18 protein-coding genes and 1 pseudogene are annotated in these 20,966 nt (G+C 48.6%); 12 read left to right on the top strand and 7 right to left on the bottom strand.

What is annotated here, in order from left to right:
* The first annotated feature begins 8 nt into the window (after window positions 1-8).
* Window positions 9-1,703, top strand: a complete 1,695-nt coding sequence (locus ABD836_RS15310) for an FAD-binding protein (RefSeq protein ID WP_344937637.1) — start codon at window positions 9-11, stop codon at window positions 1,701-1,703.
* 130 nt (window positions 1,704-1,833) lie between these two features.
* Here the strand turns inward: ABD836_RS15310 and ABD836_RS15305 are convergent, their stop codons facing one another.
* The gene (locus tag ABD836_RS15305; RefSeq protein ID WP_344937635.1) at window positions 1,834-3,462 is read right to left on the bottom strand and encodes an FAD-dependent oxidoreductase; all 1,629 of its coding nucleotides are present in this window, start codon (window positions 3,460-3,462) and stop codon (window positions 1,834-1,836) included.
* A gap of 386 nt (window positions 3,463-3,848) precedes the next feature.
* Here ABD836_RS15305 and ABD836_RS15300 point away from each other — a divergent pair, with 386 nt between their 5' ends.
* From ABD836_RS15300 to ABD836_RS15255, 10 genes and pseudogenes are all read left to right on the top strand, one after another.
* Complete coding sequence (locus ABD836_RS15300; RefSeq protein ID WP_344937633.1) at window positions 3,849-4,745, top strand: VOC family protein; 897 nt, start codon at window positions 3,849-3,851, stop codon at window positions 4,743-4,745.
* Between the two features lie 449 nt (window positions 4,746-5,194).
* The gene (locus ABD836_RS15295; protein ID WP_344937631.1) at window positions 5,195-5,824 is read left to right on the top strand and encodes a TetR/AcrR family transcriptional regulator; all 630 of its coding nucleotides are present in this window, start codon (window positions 5,195-5,197) and stop codon (window positions 5,822-5,824) included.
* Window positions 5,825-5,917: 93 nt separating this feature from the next.
* Window positions 5,918-6,469, top strand: a pseudogene (locus ABD836_RS15290) (SDR family NAD(P)-dependent oxidoreductase).
* On the top strand, window positions 6,466-6,765 hold the full coding sequence (locus ABD836_RS15285) for a Rossmann-fold NAD(P)-binding domain-containing protein (protein ID WP_344937629.1): 300 nt from the start codon (window positions 6,466-6,468) through the stop codon (window positions 6,763-6,765). Before ABD836_RS15290 ends, ABD836_RS15285 begins: the two are co-directional and overlap by 4 nt.
* A gap of 283 nt (window positions 6,766-7,048) precedes the next feature.
* Window positions 7,049-7,825 carry an enoyl-CoA hydratase-related protein gene (locus ABD836_RS15280; protein WP_344937627.1) on the top strand — a complete coding sequence of 259 codons (777 nt, stop codon included), beginning with the start codon at window positions 7,049-7,051 and terminating at the stop codon, window positions 7,823-7,825.
* Window positions 7,826-8,052: 227 nt separating this feature from the next.
* The gene (locus ABD836_RS15275; RefSeq protein WP_344937625.1) at window positions 8,053-9,684 is read left to right on the top strand and encodes a class I adenylate-forming enzyme family protein; all 1,632 of its coding nucleotides are present in this window, start codon (window positions 8,053-8,055) and stop codon (window positions 9,682-9,684) included.
* 32 nt (window positions 9,685-9,716) lie between these two features.
* Window positions 9,717-10,511, top strand: a complete 795-nt coding sequence (locus tag ABD836_RS15270) for an enoyl-CoA hydratase/isomerase family protein (RefSeq protein WP_344937623.1) — start codon at window positions 9,717-9,719, stop codon at window positions 10,509-10,511.
* A 107-nt stretch (window positions 10,512-10,618) separates the two neighbouring features.
* The gene (locus ABD836_RS15265; protein WP_344937621.1) at window positions 10,619-11,767 is read left to right on the top strand and encodes an acyl-CoA dehydrogenase family protein; all 1,149 of its coding nucleotides are present in this window, start codon (window positions 10,619-10,621) and stop codon (window positions 11,765-11,767) included.
* Complete coding sequence (locus tag ABD836_RS15260; protein ID WP_344937619.1) at window positions 11,764-12,828, top strand: acyl-CoA dehydrogenase family protein; 1,065 nt, start codon at window positions 11,764-11,766, stop codon at window positions 12,826-12,828. The genes ABD836_RS15265 and ABD836_RS15260 overlap by 4 nt, the downstream gene beginning before the upstream one ends.
* A 4-nt stretch (window positions 12,829-12,832) precedes the next feature.
* Window positions 12,833-13,624: an enoyl-CoA hydratase-related protein gene (locus ABD836_RS15255; RefSeq protein ID WP_344937617.1), complete on the top strand. Its 792-nt coding sequence runs from the start codon at window positions 12,833-12,835 to the stop codon at window positions 13,622-13,624.
* Between the two features lie 41 nt (window positions 13,625-13,665).
* On the opposite strand, the gene ABD836_RS15250 is transcribed toward ABD836_RS15255, so the two are convergent.
* From ABD836_RS15250 to ABD836_RS15225, 6 genes are all read right to left on the bottom strand, one after another.
* Window positions 13,666-14,142: a MaoC family dehydratase gene (locus ABD836_RS15250; RefSeq protein WP_344937615.1), complete on the bottom strand. Its 477-nt coding sequence runs from the start codon at window positions 14,140-14,142 to the stop codon at window positions 13,666-13,668.
* 189 nt (window positions 14,143-14,331) lie between these two features.
* Complete coding sequence (locus ABD836_RS15245) at window positions 14,332-15,105, bottom strand: SDR family NAD(P)-dependent oxidoreductase (protein ID WP_344937613.1); 774 nt, start codon at window positions 15,103-15,105, stop codon at window positions 14,332-14,334.
* Between the two features lie 57 nt (window positions 15,106-15,162).
* A complete protein-coding gene (locus ABD836_RS15240; protein ID WP_344937611.1) occupies window positions 15,163-16,362 on the bottom strand; it encodes an acetyl-CoA acetyltransferase in 1,200 nt (399 codons plus the stop codon).
* 34 nt (window positions 16,363-16,396) lie between these two features.
* Complete coding sequence (locus ABD836_RS15235) at window positions 16,397-17,839, bottom strand: OB-fold domain-containing protein (RefSeq protein WP_344937609.1); 1,443 nt, start codon at window positions 17,837-17,839, stop codon at window positions 16,397-16,399.
* 85 nt (window positions 17,840-17,924) lie between these two features.
* Window positions 17,925-19,088, bottom strand: coding sequence for an acyl-CoA dehydrogenase family protein (locus ABD836_RS15230; protein WP_344937607.1), 1,164 nt, complete (start codon window positions 19,086-19,088; stop codon window positions 17,925-17,927).
* Between the two features lie 22 nt (window positions 19,089-19,110).
* Window positions 19,111-19,410, bottom strand: coding sequence for a DUF1330 domain-containing protein (locus tag ABD836_RS15225; protein ID WP_344937605.1), 300 nt, complete (start codon window positions 19,408-19,410; stop codon window positions 19,111-19,113).
* A 361-nt stretch (window positions 19,411-19,771) separates the two neighbouring features.
* Here ABD836_RS15225 and ABD836_RS15220 point away from each other — a divergent pair, with 361 nt between their 5' ends.
* A complete protein-coding gene (locus ABD836_RS15220; RefSeq protein WP_344937603.1) occupies window positions 19,772-20,929 on the top strand; it encodes an acyl-CoA dehydrogenase family protein in 1,158 nt (385 codons plus the stop codon).
* Window positions 20,930-20,966: the final 37 nt, after the last annotated feature.

The following is a 20,966-nucleotide window of genomic DNA, read 5'->3' as shown; positions in this document are numbered from 1 at the left end:
AGGTCGATATGAAAGATATTCAAGTTGACGTACTGGTAGTCGGAAGTGGAAATGGTGGTATGACCGCCGCACTGAGCTCCCATATTCTCGGCGCCGAAAGTGTGATGATTATCGAAAAGGACAAATGCTACGGTGGCACCAGTGCAATGTCAGGTGGCGGCGTGTGGGTTCCATGTAATCGGTATGCTAAGGCTGCGGGCGCAGCAGATTCGCTAGATGAAGCATTCAGCTACCTTCGCGAAACCATCCCACGCGAAGACACCAGCGATGAGATGTTACGCACTTACCTGAAATACGCTCCAGAAATGATCGACTTTCTGCATAAGAATAGTGATGTTCGATATGAAAGTCTTGCTGAATACCCCGACTATTTTTCTAGCGCCACGGGCGCCAAATTTGGCCACCGCTCAATGGAGCCAGCACCGATAAGAACTTCAGATCTCGGTGAACAATTTCGATATCAAAACGCACCGAATCCAATGATCAAAGTATTTGATCGCTTACAATTTACTCAGCAGGAGTTGCATTTGCTAATGGGCCAACTTCCTGGGTGGTTAACAATCGTTGCCAGGGAGTTTATCAAATACATTCTCGACATTCCCATGCGGATAAAGGGCAAGCAGTCTCGCAGACTGACTATGGGCGCGGCAGGCATTGCACGCTTACGCTTATCGTTACTAAAACGAGATATACCACTTCATCTCAATACTAAATTGCTCGATTTGATTCTTAAAGACGGTCGTGTTGTCGGCGTTAGGGCTGAGAGAAATGGCACACCTCTGATTATTCGCGCCAAAATGGGTGTGATCCTTGCCGCTGGAGGATTCGAGCACAATCAAGACTTGCGTGTCGAACATCTTGCCCGCCCCACTAACGCTCAGTGGAGCGCCGGCAGCAGGTGCAATACGGGTGACAGTTTGCTGGCCGCAAAACGTATCGGCGCAGCCACTCGCCTTATGAACAGTGCATGGTGGACAAATACGGTATCTGTACCGGGAGAGAGCTATCCACGCCTGAGTATCTTTGAGAAGTCGCTACCAGGGAATTACGTCATTGACTCATCTGGAAAACGCATAGCCAATGAATCGCAAAACTATATGTCGTTTATTAAAGAGCTCCATAGTAAACATATAGATAGTAACTCAAACGAACCTTACCACATGATTTTTGATTCCACTCACCGCAAAAATTATATTGTTGGCCCGCTGTTTCCCGGCAAGATGTGGCCAGATTTTTTAATTCCAAAATCATATTTTAAAAATGGATTCTTATCTAAAGAAAATAGCCTAAGCGCACTTGCAAATACCATTGGCGTCGATGCCAAAGCCCTTGCGGAAACCGTTAAGCAAGTGAATGAGTACGCGGAAATCGGTAAAGATCGTGATTTTGGCCGGGGCGATTCCGCCTATGATCGGTATTACTCTGACCCAACAGTGAAACCAAACCCCTGTTTGGCGCCGCTCGCTAAGCCACCGTTCTACGCAATGAAGCTTGATGCCGGTGACTTCGGCACCATGGGCGGAATGGTAATTGATGGACAAGCACGGGTACTTACTAGCAGCGGCGATCCTATACCCGGACTATATGCCACGGGTAACTGCGCAATGGGTATACTCACCACCTACCCAGGCCCCGGTTCGACCCTTGGTCCGGCAATGACCTTTGGCTACCTTGCGGCAAAACACCTTACAGGCTCTGCATAATGCCCCTTAAATCACTGCTGTTTTAGCGCTCCCAGTCCTGAGGTAGAGAACGCTTCTTTGTCAAACGCGCATTACGCGGTTACACCACAGACTAAAATTACGCCGTGACGAATACGGTACTTGTGACATTCTAGCTCGCACGCAAAAGCGCCTTACCGGCAATGTAAGAAAATGTAATAGCCGGGCCGATAGTGCCACCGCCGCCGCCATAGCTAGCTCCCGGACAACCGACACCCGAGGCATTACCCGCGCAATACAGTCCTATAATAGGTCGGTCGAAGACATCAATGACTTGCGCGTGATGATTAACGCGAAGACCACCACAAGTTCCGAGGTCTGCTGGTGACACTTCAGCCCCGTAAAATGGTCCTTGCTCCAATGGCGCGAGCACCACTGAAGGTTCGCCCGTGCCGTAAACATCCCACGCGCTTTCTCCGCGATGAAAATCAGGATCTTGGCCTTTTCGAGCACCCCTATTAAAACGCGCTACCGTAGTGATTAAACCGGCCTCATCAATACCGAGCTTTTTCGCTAACCCCGATAAACTGTCAGCCTTTACAATCCAGTCTGGTAAAGACTGGTAATTGTCTCGACCAAAAATGCCGAAACGCTCACGACTAGTGTGATCAAAGATATGAAAGGCTGGTAAGTTTCGGTAACGTAAATCCCCCCAATTTTCCCAAGTGTGGTAGCTACGCCATGTAGAATCATAATCAGCGGATTCATTGCAAAAGCGCTCGCCATACCGATTCACGCAAATCATTCCCGGGGTACGGCGATCAAACTGAGCCATGAGGGAAATACCACCTCGGCTCGCGCCATTGGCTTCCGCGTCTTCCTTATAAACAGTTATGCCCCATATCTCATTCATATTGCGTAAATCTGCGCCTATCGCCATACCCATGCGTATACCGTCACCGGTGTTCGTTTCAGTTCCCAAAGTATAGGGCGACGGTCCCCGCAAGAAATGGGTCTTCATTGTACTATTGCGCTCAAAGCCGCCACTGGCCACTAATACACCAATGCGCACTTTGATACGCATTTGCCGCCCCTGATACTCAGCAACAACACCGGTGATCTTTTTACTACCATCCTCCAATGTTTGAGTCACCAACTCCACAGCGGGCGCCTCGGTAAACAATTTCACCCCCGCCTTCTGAGCCGACGCAAGTAAAGATGACACCAAATGGCCGCCGGCCATATGCTGCGTATTATTAGTCACGGGCTCAATGGAACGGCCATGCAGCACAGCCCCATCCCACTCCGGATGATAATCAGATACTCGGTCTATACCCGGTATTTGGGTAGCCCGCCAGGTAATATCGGTATTCGCCTCAATGAATTGGACGGCTTCCGGTCCATTATCCAAAAATGCCTCCATTAAGGCTTCATCCGACTGACCCTGAGCTAGCTTACGAAGATACCTCATGGCTTGTTCGCGACTGTCGGCAATGCCATTCTTCGCCATCACGTGGTTGTTAGGAATCCATAATACGCCGCCAGAAACGAGAGTATTGCCGCCTGGGGCGCTATTTTTCTCTAGGACAATGACTTCCTTGCCAGCACTGCTACAAACCAAAGCGGCACATAAGCCGGTGCCAGAGCCAATTACCACAACATCTACTTCGCGATCCCAAGCTCGAACAAGCTGCTTATCATTTGCTATCGCCCTACTACCGACATGTGCTGTTGCCAACAAAGTACCACCCGCAACACCTTTGATAAACTTTCTTCGCTCAATACGAGTTGTCTTTTCCATTGATGCTCCAGTATTTTATCTTTGTAATAAAGCTATTATTATTTCTATTAATCAGCGCCAGCCTGAACCTTGAAAAGCACTTCAGGGAGCAGTTTTTACTCTATTCATCATATACGTCAATTCACACTCGTTTTTTACTCAGCTTACTGAATTAATTCATCTCTAAGCCGCCGGCATCCGCCTCTTCCAGCGAGCTTTTAAAGCACGCCGTAATTGCAGTCGCCAATGTCCGAAGGCCATCTCAGGTCCGAAATGCGAGTTTAAAATGAAGGTGTTTAATCCTAAGTTAAGAGCTATACAGCAATTCGCTAGAGCAGTGAAACACCTTACAAACTGCACCTAGCAAGCGAACTCAGCGGCAACGTCAAACAATCAAGATGAGAAATATGACAGTATCCAGTCTCGGCTATATCGGAATTGAAAGTACAAATTTGGAGGAATGGCGCCACTTCGCTACCGAGGTTCTCGGCGTGATGGTAAACACCAAACTTGGCGAGGATAAACTGTACTTACAAATCGATGATCGCGCCTTTCGAATGGTCATTACCCCGGGAAATACAGATCGATTTCTATTCGCTGGGTGGGAATTAAAAGACACGGCGCACTACAACAGCGTAATAGCCAATCTCGAAGCAGCGGGTCACCACGTTGAGCGCTGCGGAAAAGACCTCGCGGACAGTCGCTGCGTAAAGGAACTCGCTCGAACCCTAGACCCAGATGGCAATCAACTAGAGCTCTACCACGGCCGCGTAAATGACTATGACTTGTTCAATTCTCCGCAAGGCGTCTCTGGATTTGTCACTGGCAATATGGGCATGGGCCATGTCGTTCTACCCACGCCAAGCCTTGCGAAATGCCACCAGTTCTATACTGAAATACTGGGCTTTCAAGAGACCGACTATATGGATGTCGAGCTGGCGCCATCAGCACCCACCAAAGGCCTACACTTTCTTCACTGCGATAACCCCCGCCATCATAGCCTAGCGCTGTTTGAAATCGGTCATCCCGCAGGCTTGATACATATGATGCTAGAAGTGAAAAGTCTCGACGATGTCGGCTACGCCCTCGACCGCTGCAAGGCAAATAGCATTCATGTCACTGCGTCACTAGGCAGGCACACCAATGACCGCATGGTGTCCTTTTATATGCGCAGTCCATCAGGCTTCGAAATCGAGTTTGGCTGCGACGGATGGCAGGTGGACTGGGACAATTTTGTGCCAACAAGCAGCCGCTTACAAAGCTTTTGGGGACATGAATTTAACTTCCCAGAAGCGCTAAGCTAAGATCATAAGTATTTGAAAATTATATTCTTTATTTGCAATATCGCACACTGCATTACCGTGGACGGAGCTACTGAGCGGCGTATCCCAACAACACCTCGACTACAGTATACAAATCGCGGAGATGTCTATGCGAAGCAAAGCGATTAATCTAGTAAAAGGCGACAATACATAAATCAGTGTACACGCTACCTAGCCTTTTGATAGACAAAGCCCATAGCCTAATAAGCAAGCAATAGCAGAGCACTTCAGTACAAGCACCTGCGTTGATACACAAGATTCTGCGCAGCAATTCTTCTACTAAGCAAGGATAACCGAAAAGCCTCTAATTACTTGGCTCCCGAGCTCGTAGCGGTACGCTAAATATTACAATTTGGTATTACGCTTTATTGTAGTAATATTCAGTATAAATAAAATATCAGCACCACCGCTAACTAAGAGCAAAGTACCCTATGAAAAAATCAGAAGACTCATCTAAGGATTTTGCTGCTCGCAAGCTACCCAGCCAAGAAAGGGCTCAAATGACTGTTGACTCCATAATGGATGCAACAAAAAAAATACTCGAAAAAGAAGGCTATGCTCACCTTACAACCAATCATATTGCAGATGTTGCAGGCGTAAGTATTGGAACTCTCTACCAGTATTTTTCTAACAAAGAGACTATCATTTACGCCCTTATCGAAAGCGTGGTATCAAAAGCCGCAGATGAGCTGCGAGACAAATTAATGGAATTAATGACCGAACCCATCCAAGTCATGATTCCAACTATGACTCGGCTACTGCTATCCATTTACAAAGAAAATGAATTTGTATTATTTCGTATTCGCTACCAAGTACCGCGGCTTAAAGACACCTACGCAAAATTAACCACAGAGAATTTCACCTTTGTCACTAATCTTGCCTATCTTAAACAACACCAGATTGAATTAACGGTAAAAGATCTAAGCACTGCACTCTTTATTGTAGAAAACGCAATAACCAGTAATTGCATCCGATATTTGGAAAAGCAACCTTCCGATATTTCCGAGGACGAATTTATCGATGAACTGTCCTCTATGGTACTGAAATATCTTACCGAGTAACGTCGCTACAAAACGTGAATAGGACGATGACCAAAGATCCGAAGCTTACACTATTCAAGTACCTAGGTACCCACGGAAAGAAAACGGAGCGCCATGATGACAGCAGAGCGGGTTGTTCTCGTTACCGGCGCTAGCCGGGGCGCCGGAAAGGGAATTGCGCTGGCACTGTCGAGGCCCGGCAGTGTTATCTATATCACTGGCCGTACTTTGCAAGAGGGTGACGCTGACTTGCCAGGCAGCCTCGCCAACACCGCCGCGGAGATCAAATCGCGCGGCGCCACTGCACGGGCAATAGCCTGCGATCAAAGCCACGATCAGGAAGTGGAATCCCTATTTGCTGTCATCGAAAAGGAGCAGGGTCGGCTGGATATTCTCGTCAACAATGCCTTACTTGTTCCTCAAGGGCTGATCCTGCCAAGTCCGTTTTGGTAGAAGCCGCTGGCCTTGCAAGATATTCTGGATGTCGGCGCACGTTCCAGCTATTTTGCCGCGCCGTTGTTGTTAAAAAGCGCCGCTGGCCTAGTTGTAAATACCTCTTCTGCCGGCGGTCGCTGCTATATGCACGGCCCGGCCTACGGTGCAGGGAAGGCCGCCGTCGATAAAATGGCCCACGATATGGCAGTAGGCTTCCGACCTTTGGGGTGACCGCGCTATCGTTGTGGATGGGGCTTCTGAAGACCGAGCGCAGCCTCAAGGTGTTTGCTGAACACCCCGAACTCTACGCGGAAATTGTCGCGATGGCTGAATCTCCGGAATTTCCCGGCCGGGTTATCGATGCACTCTGGGGCGATCCCGAAAGGCTGCGCCGCAGTGGAAAGGTCTACTATGCCGCCGAGCTAGCTCTGGAATACAACGTTCAGGATATTCAGGGCGAGCAGCCACCGTCGCCCAGAGGCATGCTGGGTGACCCGACCGAGTTCAACGATGCCTGTATTCAGTAGACTCGCAGCTCAGTAGTGCCAGGCAGGCATTCGCTATAGTCGGCAGCATGTCGCTGCACTATTTGGAGTAAGATATAGTAGGAAACCTCAGCGCCGTTTTAGCCGCCTCAAAGCCACACACCCCCAAGAATTTTAAGAACAAAGAACACCCCATAAAAATAAGATAGGGAAATGCTACTGTTGAGCCGCCACAATAAGCGAGTTTATTTTGTAGTATTTTATATTACAAAATAAAAGGTCTTAGCGCAGTAAAATCGTAATATTAACGTGCGACTCCAAAACCATGACTCATGAAACCAGTGAAACCCCCAACGAGATACTTACATCGTTCTCGGAAAACATCTTAACTATCACATTAAACAGAGCGCGAAAGAAAAATGCGCTTAGCTACGCAATGTACGATAGCTTGATTCAACTATTAAATGACGCTGATAAAAACGAGGATATTAAGGTCGTAATCCTAACCGGAGCTGGTGACTATTTCACCGCAGGAAACGACATCAGGGCATTCCAAAATTCTGCTGAACTGCCGTACAACGAGAAAGCTTCTTTTCACTTCATGAACACCCTAGCCAGCTTTAAGAAGCCTATTATTGCAGCGGTAAACGGTAATGCAATTGGGATAGGCGTCACATTGCTTTTGCACTGCGATTTAATCTACGCCTCAGACTCCAGCTCCTTCAAAATGCCTTTTCTGTCACTCGGGCTTGTGCCTGAGTTCGCATCAACCATGATCCTACCGGAAAGATTAGGCCGCGCTAAAGCCACAGAACTTCTAATGATTGGTGATCAATTCGACAGCAGCGACGCCGTTTCGCTTGGTATTGTGAATAAAGCGCTGCCGGCAGACGAGCTTTTATCATACGCATATCAAAATGCCCAAATTCTCGCATCAAAACCCAACGCTGCCTTACAGGCAACAAAACGACTCATGACTAAGAGGCTCCAACAACAGACTCTGGCTGTTATTGATGAAGAGGCTTTGGAATTTTCAAATCGTCTACGCTCCGCAGAAACACTATCCATTGTTAGCAAACTTCTCAACAAGAGAAAACTTTGAAGCTGATGGCGTCTTGCAATACTTTTTCTTCAATAAAATGACGCATATTTTCTTTTATAAGCGGCGATCCCCCGGCTATTTCTAACGACTAAAAAACTCGCATTTAAATGCGAGTTTAATATGAATTGAGTAAATCATACGATTCTTATTCAGAAAAAGTTATTCCATTACACACCGTGTAATTATTGGGCTATCGACCAATTCATCATAAGAAATCGTGCTTAACCATGAAACCAGATTCCAACTACTCTATTTGGCTCGCAGATTCCCCACCTGCTGAGGTTCTATCGCAAACACTTGGCGATGCATTGGCTGAAGGCGCAACGCTGTGGCCCGATAGAGAAGCCGTCGTCTACAACTGTCAACCTAATATCATTGAAACAAGATGGACCTACCTTGAGCTCAATAATTTAGCAGATCGTTTAGCAGCAAATATTCTTTCACAAGGCTTTGAGCCCGGCGACAAAATCGCAATATGGGGGCCTAACCACCCCGAATGGATACTACTAGAATACGCGCTCGCCAAAGCGGGTCTAGTTATTGTTGCACTCAATCCGCTGTATAAAAAAGCTGAACTAGCCTATGCCTTAAACGCAAGCGATGTAGTGGCGATCTTCCACGCAGATACGGTGGGAGACAATCCACTCATAGATATTATCCGCGCGGTTAGAGACCAGGTTCCGACGCTCAGGGGGGTGTACTCGTTTTCATCGGGAGTACAAGAGCTACTCGCCAAAGAGCCAGCCCTATCCCACTTGGCATCAGTGGCCCCTGACGACATTCTGATGATCCAGTACACATCGGGAACAACAGGCAAACCCAAAGCCGCTCAGCTCACGCATAGCGCAATTACCACAACCGCAAAGAGTTCCTACCTGCGCTGGGGGTTCACAGAAGGCAGCCGAGTATGTCACGGCTTTCCATTATTCCATGTTGGCGGATCGGGCAACTCTATACCTGGGGCCGCGCTCAATGGCGCAACGACCTTACCACTTTATATTTTTAAGGCGGAACAAACACTCGACATACTGGAACAAGAAAAGTGCACCGGGTTTATTGGCGTACCCACAATGATTACCGCCATGCTAGAAAGCCCCTCTTTTGCCCAACGTGATTTCTCGGGTTTGAAACGTATTGTCTTGGGAGGCGCCCAAGTCCCAGCCTACTTAATAAAGCGCTGCGAAGAAAACTTTGGCGTCGAAGTGCTGAACTGCTACGGCCAAACTGAGACCTGCGGGGTCACCACATCAACAGTAGTAAGCGACGACACCAAAACAAAATCGGAAAGTAGCGGCCAGCCATTAAGCGGGGTCAGCGTCAAAATCACCGACGCCAGCGGTGAAATAGTGGCCCACAACGTAGCGGGTGAACTTTGCTATAAAGGTCCGGGCAGAATGCTGGGCTATCGTGAAAAGACTGACAACGACAATGCATTTGATGGGGGCGATTGGTTTAAATCTGGTGATCTAGCCAAGATGACCTCATCGGGATATATCAGTATCGTCGGTCGATCGAAGGAAATGATCATTCGCGGCGGCGAAAACCTTTCCCCCGCCGAAATAGAGAATTACCTACTAGAACATCCCGATGTTATAGACGCAGCCGTTATTGGCCTAGCCGATGAAAAATATGGAGAAGAAGTCTGCGCTGTGCTGCGAACCAACAATAAGAACCATGCAAGCCCTGCTGAAATTCGCGCTTGGTGCAGTGAACACGTATCGCGCTGGAAAGTACCTAAATATATCGCCTTTATCGAAAATTTCCCCGCAACTCACTCTGGAAAAGTTAAGAAGTTTTTACTCAAAGAACTAATGAGTAAGCATTTCGGAATTAACATCAACATCGAAGAAAACTCATAAGCACAGAATTCCTGAATCATTTGGAGAGCAGTATGAATTACGATCACTACGAAGCGCTAAAAATCACAAAAGAAGATCACATTTTAACAATCACTATAAATCGGCCTGAGGTGAAAAATGCGCTTAATGCAAAGCTTCACGGTGAGTTTTTCAAAATATTTCACGAAGTAGACAATGACGACGACGTCGATATCATCATACTAACGGGTTCAAACAACTCGTTCTGTGCCGGCGGTGATCTAGACATGTTACTAGAGATGCATGGCGACCCAATCAGCACTAGTGAAGCGATTCGTAAAGACCGCAAGATTCAACACGCTTTACTGGATTTAGAAAAGCCAATCATCGCCAAGGTAAATGGTCCAGCAATAGGTTTAGGATGCTCGCTTGCGCTGTTTTGCGACTTCATTTACGCAACACCCGAATCAGTATTTGCAGACCCACACGTCTCTATCGGGCTTGTTGCCGGAGATGGCGGCGCAGTCATATGGCCTCAGCTTATCGGCTACGCTAGAGCAAAGCGTTATCTTCTCACCGGTGATGCCATCAAAGGTCAGGAAGCTGCCGACATAGGTCTAATTACCCAGGCGGTTCCCGCCGAAGAGCTAGATGAAGTCGTTAATAAGATGGCTAAGCGTCTAGCTTCAGGGGCAAAGCACGCCATAAAGTGGACCAAAGCCTCTATCAATGCGGGTTTAAAAGTTACTGCGAATGCGGTCATCGACCGCGCCGCGAGTTTTGAGAATATTACTCAACTACTAGAAGATCACCGAATAGCTTTGGAAGCATTTCAGAACAAAGAGAAACCTAAATTCATTGGGAAATAGGCCGTCTGCCCTTCGCAGAGAATAGGCGGGGGGAACACTCCGCCTAGCAACTCAATTGTACGCTGACTACCAATCTATTCCTCTAAATCGGATTCTCACAAAGCGATATGACAAACTACGATTTCTCACCCTTTGAGCTGCCCCATCACGTTAGGCAGCTCCGTTCTGAGGTGCGCGCTTTTTTGAAAGAAGCGCTTGTCGGCTATACGCCAGTCCAGCGCGCCCACACGTGGACGGGATTTGACAGCGAGTTTAGCCGAAAGCTGGGCCAGCAAGGCTGGATCGGGATGACCTGGCCAAAAAAATACGGCGGTCACGAACGCAGTGCCCTAGAGCGATACGTCGTGGTAGAAGAATTACTCGCGGCGGGCGCGCCGGTAGCCGCGCACTGGATCGCAGATCGTCAAAGCGGACCGCAAATACTGCGATTTGGCACTGAGACTGCGCGTCAGCGTTTTATTCCCGCGGTTGCCAAAGGTGAGTTGTATTTTTGTATTGGTATGAGTGAGCCGAACTCAGGGTCTGATTTGGCCTCCATTAGCACCCACGCAACGCGCACCGACGGTGGCTGGCTCATCAACGGGTCGAAGGTTTGGACAACGATAGTTCAGCACGCGCACGTGATGATTACCTTAGTGCGAACGGGTAAGGACGAGAACAACCGACACGCCGGCCTAAGTCAATTTCTAATCGATCTAAAATCCCCCGGCGTCACCAGAAATGGAATCACCGATCACACCGGCGAAGTGCATTTTGGCGAGGTATTTCTCGACAATGTATTCGTCAGCGACGACATGCTATTGGGCCAATTAGGCGACGGCTGGGCGCAGGTAAATGCTGAGCTCGCTTTGGAGCGAAGCGGGCCGGAACGCTACCTTAGCAGTTATCAGCTGTACGAAAAATTCCTTGGCGCGATTCAAGAAAAGCCGTCTGAACTCGAGCTCAATCTTGCGGGAAACATTGCCGCCGAACTCTGGACCTTACGGCAGATGTCGTTATCAGTGACAGGAAAATTGGCCAACGACAAGTCAGCAATACTGGAAGCGACCATCGTAAAAGATCTGGGCGCATGTTTTGAACAGCAGCTACCGCATAACATTCAGGCGGCGCTTAACACTGAAAACAACAGCCCAGCCAGCCAATCAACGGCTGAGGTATTGAGTTACTTGCTCAAGGCTTCTCCGTCATTTTCTTTGCGCGGCGGTACACGAGAAATACTGCGCGGCATTATTAGTAAGGGGCTGGGTTTAAGATGAATGAGTTTACAGATATTTTAGCTACCTCCGTCGATCGCTTGTTTTGCGATCTCATGGCCAACGGCATGCCCGAAACCAACAAACAGCCCGTGTTTGACCAACTATGGCGAGCCATCGAAGAGTTAGGCATTAGCAACGTATTACTGTCCGAAGACAACGGCGGCTTTGGCGGCGGGTGGCAGGACGGCTTCGCGATATTCAAGCAGATAGGCTTTCACGCCATCCCGATGCCGATAGGCGAAACCATCATCGCGAGAAAGCTACTACAAGACAGCAATATGCAGATTCCCGACGCCGCTATCACAATTGGCACAGCCCATACCGCGAGCATTCAACATGATGAAAGTTCGGATCAGGCGTTTTTCAGTGGCGATATACCCGCACTTCCCTGGGGACGCGTTACGCCGACGGCACTAGTCCATTGCCAAAGTCAGGGCGATTGCTATTTAGCCCTCATATCGACCTCGCAAACATCAACCGTTTTACAGCACATTAACGAAGCAAACGAAGCCCGCGATAAGCTCAGCTTTGTCAATGCTCCTCTCATTGACCTTAAGAAACTAGACACCAGTACAAATGAAGTTCTTATGGCTGGCGCATTACTTAAAGCCGCTCAAATCGCTGGCGCACTAGAAGCAGCGCTGCAACTATCCGTACAGTACGTGCAGGAGCGCAAACAATTTGGTCGAGCCCTTAGTAAGTTTCAAGCGATTCAACATCAAATTGCATTACTCGCTGAACACGCGGCGGCGGTGAGTTGCGCAGCCAACGCCGCCTGCCACGCGCACGACAAAAGCGATGCTGAGTTCGAAATCGCTGCTGCGAAATTACGCGCGAATCGCGCCATTGGTGAAGCCACTTCCATCGCGCATCAAGTTCACGGTGCCATCGGCTTTACCCAAGAACATCGCCTGCACCACTTTACCCAGCGACTCTGGTCATGGCGCGCCGAGTTTGGCAATGATCGCCATTGGGCAAATTATTTAGGCCAACAGCTGGTAAAAATAGGACAGGCAAACCTTTGGGAAGAACTCACAAACCGAAGCGATGCCAGAGGATAAACTTATGACTAAAACACTTACCCTGAGCGACGCAGAACTAACACTGGAAGACGGTATAGCAACGCTGTACTTTAACCGCGATGACGTGCGCAACGCCTTAACCGGTACCGCCTTAGTTAACGATATAATTGCGACTGTAGACTGGGTCAATGAGCATCATGAGGTTGGCGCCCTGATCATCACCGGTAACGGCAACGCCTTTTCGTCTGGCGGCAATGTTAAAGATATGTATGATCGAGCGGGAATGTTCGGAGGCAACCCGATAGAAATACAAGACCGCTATCGCCGAGGCATCCAAAAAATGGCCCGTGCACTTTACCAACTGGAAGTACCCGCCATCGCTGCTGTAAATGGCGCGGCGATTGGCGCGGGCTTAGACGTAGCCTGTATGTGCGATATACGCATCGGATCAGAGCACGCCAAGGTGGGCGAAACGTTTGTAAATCTTGGGATTATTCCTGGCGACGGTGGCGCCTGGTTCCTACCACGTGTTGTAGGCAAACAGAGAGCCGCCGAAATGACCTTCTCCGGACGTATTATTGGTGCTGACGAAGCAAAGAATATCGGGCTTTTTTTAGAGGTTGTGCCTGCGGCCGAACTTATTCCCTACGCTCAAAAAATGGCTGCGGAATTTGCCAAGAAGCCGCGAGAAGCACTGCGAATATCGAAAAGACTACTCCAAGCAGGAGAGCGCCTGGAACTACCAGATTTCCTTGACTTCTGCGCGGCGCAACAAAGTCTTTGTCACACCCATGAGCAGCACCATCAAGCGCTGGGTCGATTTCTCAACAAATAATTACGAGTACAGAATGCAGGCCATAGTCAGACTAAAACTGACTATGGCCGATAGAGCAATTTCCATTTAAATATAATGGAAGGCTTGTCGCTACCCACAACATGAATCGCCATTTCAGAAGTAATTAAGGTACCACTTGCCTTCTCTTCAACCGAATCAAAACGAATGCGACCATAAACACGTGAACCAGCAACCACCGGCGCTAGAAATCGCAGTTGGTCAATCCCGTAGTTCATGGCACTACTGTAAGCAGTAATATTGAAATCCAGCTTTGGGCGCAACGTTGTCGCCAATGCCAATGTTAGAAATCCGTGCGCGATAGTGTCGCCAAACGGACTCGTCGTTCGCGCGCGCTCTACATCAACGTGTATCCACTGATGATCATTGGTGAGATCAGCAAATAGCATTATCATCTCTTGGCTAATCAAGTAGGTCTCGCCAAATTCACCAAACTCCTCGGAGATTAAGTTCCTCAACGCTGGAAAATCATTAAACTTAATGTCTTTTATCATTGTCATTGGCCTTAGCCCGATGCGATTACACCGAGCAGAAATTTAGGAATACTAGCAGGCGGTTGAAAAACGTTAGCGAGGCCGCGGATGCAAGGTAAAAATGGCTGAAGAAGCGGAGTTTATGCGTAGTAAATGAGCATTTTTAGGCCATTTTTAACACCGCAGACGCAACGTAGGCAGTTATTCAACAGCCTGCTAGGCGCCGATATGAAATCCACCACTAATACTGAGATGCTGACCGGTAATATAATTAGCCATATCGGATAGCAACATACAGGTAGCCGGTGCGACATCGTCGGGTGTCGAAAAACGACCAAGTGGAATCTGTTGCAAATATTTTTCTCTAAACTTTTCCTGCCGAACTGTCTCTGTCATGGCCGTCTCAACCATTCCAAAGCAGACGCTATTAACATTAATGTTGTAGACGCCCCACTCACGTGCAGCTGACATCGTCAAACCTAAAACGCCGGATTTGGCCGCACCGTAGTTAATCTGACCCACTGTCCCACGCCGTCCTGCATCTGAGGAAACATTTACAATACTACCTGGGTTCGGATCGCCACTGTTTGCCTTGTGAATTAGGTATTTCCCCACCGCCTGCAAACAAATAAACGCACCGGTGAGATTCACATCAATAACCTGCTGCCACTGCGCGAGCGTCATTTTGTGTACCATCGCCGCACGAACAATACCTGCATTGTTAATCAGGCCATGTAAGTCACCAAAGTCATCGACGATATTATTTACCGTATTCCCTACAAACACGTCATCGCTTATATCGCCCACATAGGCCCGCGCACGCTCTTCGCCAATCAGCTCGACAGTTTCAGATAAGAGTTGCTGATTAATATCTACCAAGGCGACACGCGCCCCCTTTCCCGCTGCGCATTCTGCCAGCGCCCGCCCGATACCCTGCCCGGCACCGGTAATCATGATGACTCGCCCAGCCAATGATGTTTTATCTTGCATTGCTATCCACCTATTTCTATCTAGCCAAAACTTAGCCATTCAACTCAATGTTTACTATCAGTACTGCCCTACTACCGTAATACTGCAGACGTTGCGATTTGGAAAACCGCCAAGATTATGACTTAAACCTTGCTTTGGATTTGCCAACTGGCGCTCGCCGGCACGACCTTGTATTTGTTGATACAGCTCGTAAACCATACGCAGGCCGCTAGCGCCGATCGGATGCCCGAAGCACTTTAGTCCGCCATCAACATTGCAGGGAATATCGCCGTCCCGGTCGTAGCGACCATCGAGAATATCGCGCCACGCGCGGCCCTCATCAGACAAGCCCAAGTCTTCCATAACAACGAGTTCGGTAATGGAAAAACAATCGTGTACTTCAATTAAATCTAATTCTCCTCTTGGGTTTGCTATGCCAGCTTCAGCGTAGGCTCGCTGGGCGGCGATACGGGTCGTCTGCGTGTAACTGCCGTCCCATTCCCCGAATGACATCTCCGATCCATTACTCACCGCAATTTGCGACGCTTTAACACTCACTAAATTTCCTGTTAAACCCATGCGCTCGGCATTCTCCGGCGTCGTGACAATCGCGCACGCGGAGCCATCACTTACACCACAGCAATCAAACAGACCAAGTGGATAAGAGATCATCGGCGCGCGAACGATACTTTCTTTAGATAAGGTTTTTCTAAGATGTGCCTTCGGATTGCGCACGCCATTTTCGTGACTCTTCCACGACACGTGTGCCATCGCCTCTTTAAGCTGGTCCATGCTGATGCCATGCTTCTCAGCATAGGCAATCGCCAGCTGTGCAAAAGACCCCGGCGCGGTGACATTGGGGTACCACATATCATCAAAGGTCCCTTTGGTTCGCTCAGGCAAGCCTCCATAACCCGTATCTTTTAATTTCTCAACGCCCAACGCCAAGGCAATATCACTTCCCCCTGCCGCTACCGCATAGATTGCACCGCGCAACGCTTCAGACCCCGTCGCACATAGATTCTCAACACGGGTGGCGGGAATATTTGGCAGCCGCAGGGCCTGCACAAGTGAAATGGCTGATTTACTTAAACTTTGCTCGTCATGAGAGAGACCGAACCACGCAGCATCTATTTGATCTCTGTCTATATTCGCGTCTGCCACCGCCTCTTCAAACGCGTCGACAATAAGATCATCCGCGCCCTTATCCCAGTGCTCACCAAAGGGCGTGCATCCCATACCGATGATTACGACCTTATCTCTAATTCCACTCGCCATGAATTACCCTACTGTTTTAGTTTGTTCACCACGCCTATTCGGCAACGACCGCCGCCTTCCAAAAATAGCGGTGGTAGGCTCTCTGCGCATCGCGATCCTTAATACGAAACGTCATCTTTAACGGTGTCCCAACACCTAGCTCTTGATCTTCCGCGTCAACAATTTCCATCATGACGATACCGCCACCGTCAAACGCCACATTTCCATATACAAAGGGCGGGTTGTAGCAATGCGCTAGCCAGTCTTTGGTGAATGATTTCACATAAGATTTTTTATCTTTGAAAGGCTCTGCTACCTGAGTGTCCAACGCTCGACAGTCGGGATTCACGCAAACGCGTGACTGCGGGAACTGCTTGGTATTACATGAGGTACAATGCCCGCCCATAAAACCTGTTACGGCGTCACGCTTTCGATAAAAAACAGAATGGGCAGTACGATTATCTCGCTCGGCGCGAATGCCCCAGTCTAGGTCAAGCGCATTAGAAAACGACAGGTAGCGAACGTAGTCGTCTGATGGCTTTGCTTGCTCTAAAGAATTCTTGATTCCGCTATAATTTTTGCACCGGCCAACATCGTCCGCGACACGGAACAACATACTTTCGCAGCCCTGCGCAAAACCCGACACTAAGATTAATTGACCTGGGCTGGCACTCTCGATTGTATAAGCCAATAAAACGAGGGGATGAGCGCTTCCTGTATCACCGCAAACATCATACAAATCATCACACAGCACATTAACAGGCACGCCGCACTGTGATGATATTTTCTTCCTAGTAGGCAAGTCCGGCCCGACCAAAATAAGGTGATCTATAGCCCCGCCGTCTAGCCCTGCTTGTTTCAGCAAACCCGAAATGGATTCAGGAATTAGCTTTAAATAACCCTCTTCGCGAATCCAACGATCTTCTAAATAATAGCCATATTTCGAATCTCGCTCACGGTAGTGGTCGGTCATATCAACCGATACCGAATACGCGCCAAGATATTCCGCCAGCAGCTCACTATCGCCAACCCCGAAAGCGGCAGCGCCGTCTCCAAAGGACATTTCTTGTGCACTAGCGGGCTTAGCCGTGCGTTTTTCTGCGGCGACAACGACGGCGCTCTCGCCGGACTCCAAGGCTTGACGTAATGCACTTAAGCCAGACTTCAAACTTCCGCCAATATCCGCGCAGAACAAATTACGGGGAAGCGACAATGCCTCAGCAATAATCGCCGCGTTCTGGCGGTCTGAAAAAGGCATAGAAGTAGACGCGAAAAATAACTTACGCACCTCGTCTAGTGGTACATCACGTAAGGCATTGTTAGCTGCCTCTACCGCCATCGTCAATGCGTCTTCATCGTATGAAGCTATCGCTCGCGCGCCCTTGGCATTCGCCACTCCGCTGGGTCTAAGCCAGGTATAGGCTTCGGCAATTGCCTTACGGCTAAGACGCTGACGAGGAATATATCCACCCAGTGAAACAATTCCACTTTTTGTCACAAAGCATCTCCTATCAAAATTGTTTTTCTACAGGACCGTTCGCAACGACATCCCATGTAAATATAAAATCAGAATGACGAGATACTTAGCGGGGCAGATTAAGTCGGTTGGCAATATTATTTTTCTGGATAGCAGATGATCCACCGATAATCGGCATAATAAGAACGTCCCGCACATAGCGCTCCATATCAAAATCTTTGACATAGCCATAAGCGCCCATCAGCTCTTGGCACGCTATCGTGATATCGCGGGCGGTATCGCAAACAAATAGCTTCGTCATTGAGGTTTCTACTGAGGCATTTTTATTCTGATCAATAAGCCCTGCAGCGTGGTAGGTCATCAAGCGACAGGCTTCTAATTTGGTTTTTACTTCCGCGAGCATGTGGCGAATCGACTGAATCTTGCAGATTGGCTTGCCAAATTGAACTCGTTCTTGCGAGTAAGCCCAGGCATCATTGACAGCGGCGGTGGCGATGCCTAATGCCATGGCGGCCACCTCTAGCTTCTCAATATCTAAACCCGGCCCAACCAATTTTGACCACCCGTTATTCCAACCCTCTTCACCACCGATAATTTGCGATGCTGGAATTCTCACCTCGTCGAAGGATACGTCGTAGGTGCCCACACCCTTAAGGCCTAACGTCCCCTGTAAATCCAAACTAACGCCTTGAGTGTTCGGTGGGATTAAAACAAGAGATAGATTTTTATAACGATCTTCAGCTGGGCCGCTACGCACGAGCGTGTAGATATAGTCGGCCACCGCCGCACCAGAACAAAAACGCTTGTTACCATTAACAACAATGTAATCACCCTCGCGACGGGCCGTGGTCTTCACACTTGAAACATCGGCCCCCACATCTGGCTCACTAATCCCGTAGGCGAAGATCAAGCCATCCTCAATAACCTTAGGAAGCAATTCCTTCTTCTGCGCCTCATTGGCGACTTCGCCGAGGTTTAATCCGGCGTAACACGCCGACTGTATATAACCTCCACCTACCGCTAGGCTTCTGGCGCAAAGATGCTCGATAACCATTACCGTTGCAGTAATATCAACTCCGCTACCACCGTAAGCCTCGGGCACTGTCAATCCCATCAAGCCGAGCTCGACCAGCTTATTATGAATATCTCTAGGGAAATAATTATCGTTGTCCCACTGTCGAGCCAGACTTCTTGGCATTTCCTTTTCGACGAAGCGCTCAATGGTGTCTCGTATCATCGACACGTGTTCACTATCCTGAAAGTGCAACATACTTCTTAACCCCAAACTTATTTTAACTAAAAACACCGCTGACCAATAAAAGCTCGGTGTCCACGTCGCTCATTCTTCGCAGCTCAATCATTGGTTGATAATCAGGATCTTGGTACCACTGCTGTGCGTGTTCTACTGATGGGAATTCGATCACTACAACTGCGCTAGGCGGAGTAGAGCTACCTTCTAACTGATCAACTTGCGCAGACTTTACGAGATAGCGACCATCGTATTTCTTCACTAGTACCTCAGTAACTTCTTGATACTGTTTATACCAGCTCCAGTTTTTCACTCGTAATTGACCAAGAAGATAGACAGACATACGGACTCCACGCCGATTAAGACAGGGCAAATTCTAGTGCTTAAATGCATTCATGTTGAACTCGCTTTCGCTTGGTGAGAAACACATTACACCAGAGCAATACCGGCCTCTCGCCTGCATCCTCCTAAACAAAGTACGTCGCCTACGCATGCCATAAAATTAAGGCGAGTTAAACCTGAGCACCCACAGTTCTAGTATTTACGGCTATCGATAAGTAAGTTCGGCCTTCGAACAACGGTCTAATTACCGTATTTAAGATGCACAAAATCAGTATGAAAACGTGGGTAACACTAGCGAAACTAGTCTCGATATCGCACTGAAATAGCCGGTTTAAATACCTTAAAAAAATAGTGGGAATAATATGAATACCAGTCTGAATATGCCGATCGAGCGCACTATTTTCTGTGACGAACAGAAAATATTCAGGCAATCTGTCCGCCGTTTTATGGAGGATGAGATCGCCCCCAATATGGAAGACTGGATGGCACAGGGCTATGTCAGCCGCGAGGTTTGGCGTAAAGCGGGCGAGCTCGGTATGCTCTGCACCACTATTCCAGAAAACTACGGCGGATCGGGTGTTTGCCGCAAGTACAGCGCGATCATTATTGAAGAGCAGCAGTACGCCAATTCCGTCGGGCCAGGGTTTGCGATGCACTCGGAGATTGTCGCCTGCTACATAAATCGCCTGGGGACGGAGGAACAAAAATCAAAATGGCTGCCAAAAATGGCGCGCGGCGAAGTCATTGGCTCACTGGGTATGACCGAGCCAGGGGCTGGATCTGATCTCAAACAAATAAAAACAAAAGCCATCCGCGACAGCGACGAGCTTGTGATCAACGGCTCTAAAACCTTCATTACCAATGGCTACTTAACAGACCTGATCATCCTGGCGGTAAAAACGGACTCTGACTCCGGTGCCAAGGGCATATCCCTCGTTCTCGTAGAAGCTGATCGAGAAGGGTTCACCAAAGGATCCACCTTAAACAAAATAGGCCAAAAGGCGCAGGACACTGCTGAGCTATTCTTTAATAATGTTCGCGTGCCAGCTTCGAATATTTTAGGTGAGCCTGGCCTGGGCTTTCAGTACATGATGGAAGAACTCGCCTGGGAAAGACTCATCATCGCCATCCGCGCTATCGCCGGCGCCGAGGCCGCGCTGAGCCATACCATCGACTATGTAAAAAACCGCCAAGTCTTCAACAAGCCGCTCTCCGACTTCCAGAACACCAAATTCAAATTGGCAGAATGTAAAAGTGAAACCCAGATTGGTCGTGTCTACATTGATAACTGCCTTGAATTGCTCGTCGCAAACAAACTAGATGCAGAGGCATCCGCCATGGCCAAGTGGTGGTGCACGGAACTGCAAAATCGCGTCATAGACACCTGCCTACAATTACACGGCGGCTATGGATACATACTTGAATATCCCATTGCCAGAGCCTGGATAGATGCTCGTCCGCAAATGATTTACGGCGGCACCAACGAAATCATGAAAGAGATCATTGGCCGCAAACTCTAGGCTGCCCACCATCTAAAATTCATAAAAGATATTATTG

It is taken from the genome of Zhongshania borealis, from assembly GCF_039539625.1.
Classification (GTDB): domain Bacteria; phylum Pseudomonadota; class Gammaproteobacteria; order Pseudomonadales; family Spongiibacteraceae; genus Spongiibacter; species Spongiibacter borealis.
Note: the sequence above shows the minus strand (reverse complement) of the source record. Positions and strands in the feature narration are given on the sequence as shown.